1 protein-coding gene and 1 pseudogene are annotated in these 938 nt (G+C 40.6%); both read right to left on the bottom strand.

Annotated elements, in window-relative coordinates; translation table 11 throughout:
* Window positions 1-384, bottom strand: a pseudogene (locus tag Trichorick_RS09230) (AAA family ATPase); the annotation flags it as partial.
* Between the two features lie 25 nt (window positions 385-409).
* Window positions 410-938, bottom strand: a 529-nt coding sequence (locus Trichorick_RS09225) for an AAA family ATPase (protein WP_323739356.1), incomplete at its 5' end; no start/stop codon positions are given.

Raw genomic sequence — 938 nt, 5'->3', positions numbered from 1 at the left:
CGGATTAAACGTGACCTCAACTCCGTTATCGAGTTTTACTACAAACTTGGTAGAGCTTACCGCTTCCAAGTTACCGAAATCGCCGTTACTTAAACCTAACTCCTTATTGCTTTGATTAAAGACGATACGGTCATTTTTCATGAAGAAGAAATCCTTACCGTCTTTGGTAATTGATATTTCCACCCCGCTTAAAATATTTTTTGCCTTTAGTAACTCTCTTGCACCTGCATTTAAGGTGTCAACGTCGGTATTTTTAACGGCTATAATTAACCTGCGCTGAACGTCTTCACTACTATCGTTCCAGTTATTAAGCAGCTGCTCCATTGAGTCTATTTTGGTGCTTACACTATATAAACGGTTGTTAGATTTTAGTATATTTATCACATTTCTTATATCACCGTCGGCAAAGCTAAGAGCAACCTCCCTCCTTACCCCATTCTACTTCTTGTCGCTTAATATCGTTCATCTCGTATGAACCGAATTTGTCCGCAAATACCTCAAACATTCCCCCGCGTGAGATAGATGACAATTGTCTCTCGTCTCCTGCTAGAATAACGTTACAGCTTCTGCTAGCGGCTACTCTTAGTAATTCGGAATAATCGTCGTTACCGGCCATCCCCGCTTCGTCTATAACGATTAGGCTGTCTTTAGGAAGATCGGCTCTATTATTGTGTAATTTAAATAAAAATCCTTTAATCGTATCGCAAGTTCTATATCCTACTCGCTCAAGTTCCTGTTTTGCTTTATGAGTAGGAGCAAGCCCGATTATGTTTACCTTTTCGTTGCTAGCGATTGATGCTAATTTACCTAGTACGTGACTTTTACCGGTGCCGGCACGTCCTTTAAGGATTCGCAAGCCCCCGCTCGCTAGTAATAAATGAGATAGTGCCGCCGATTGCTGACTATTTAAAGATCGATCTTCGCTTATTATTTTACTA

It is taken from the genome of Candidatus Trichorickettsia mobilis (assembly GCF_034366785.1).
GTDB lineage: Bacteria > Pseudomonadota > Alphaproteobacteria > Rickettsiales > Rickettsiaceae > Trichorickettsia > Trichorickettsia mobilis_A.
The sequence above is the reverse complement of the archived record's forward strand: the minus strand, read 5'-3'. Positions and strand labels throughout refer to the sequence as shown.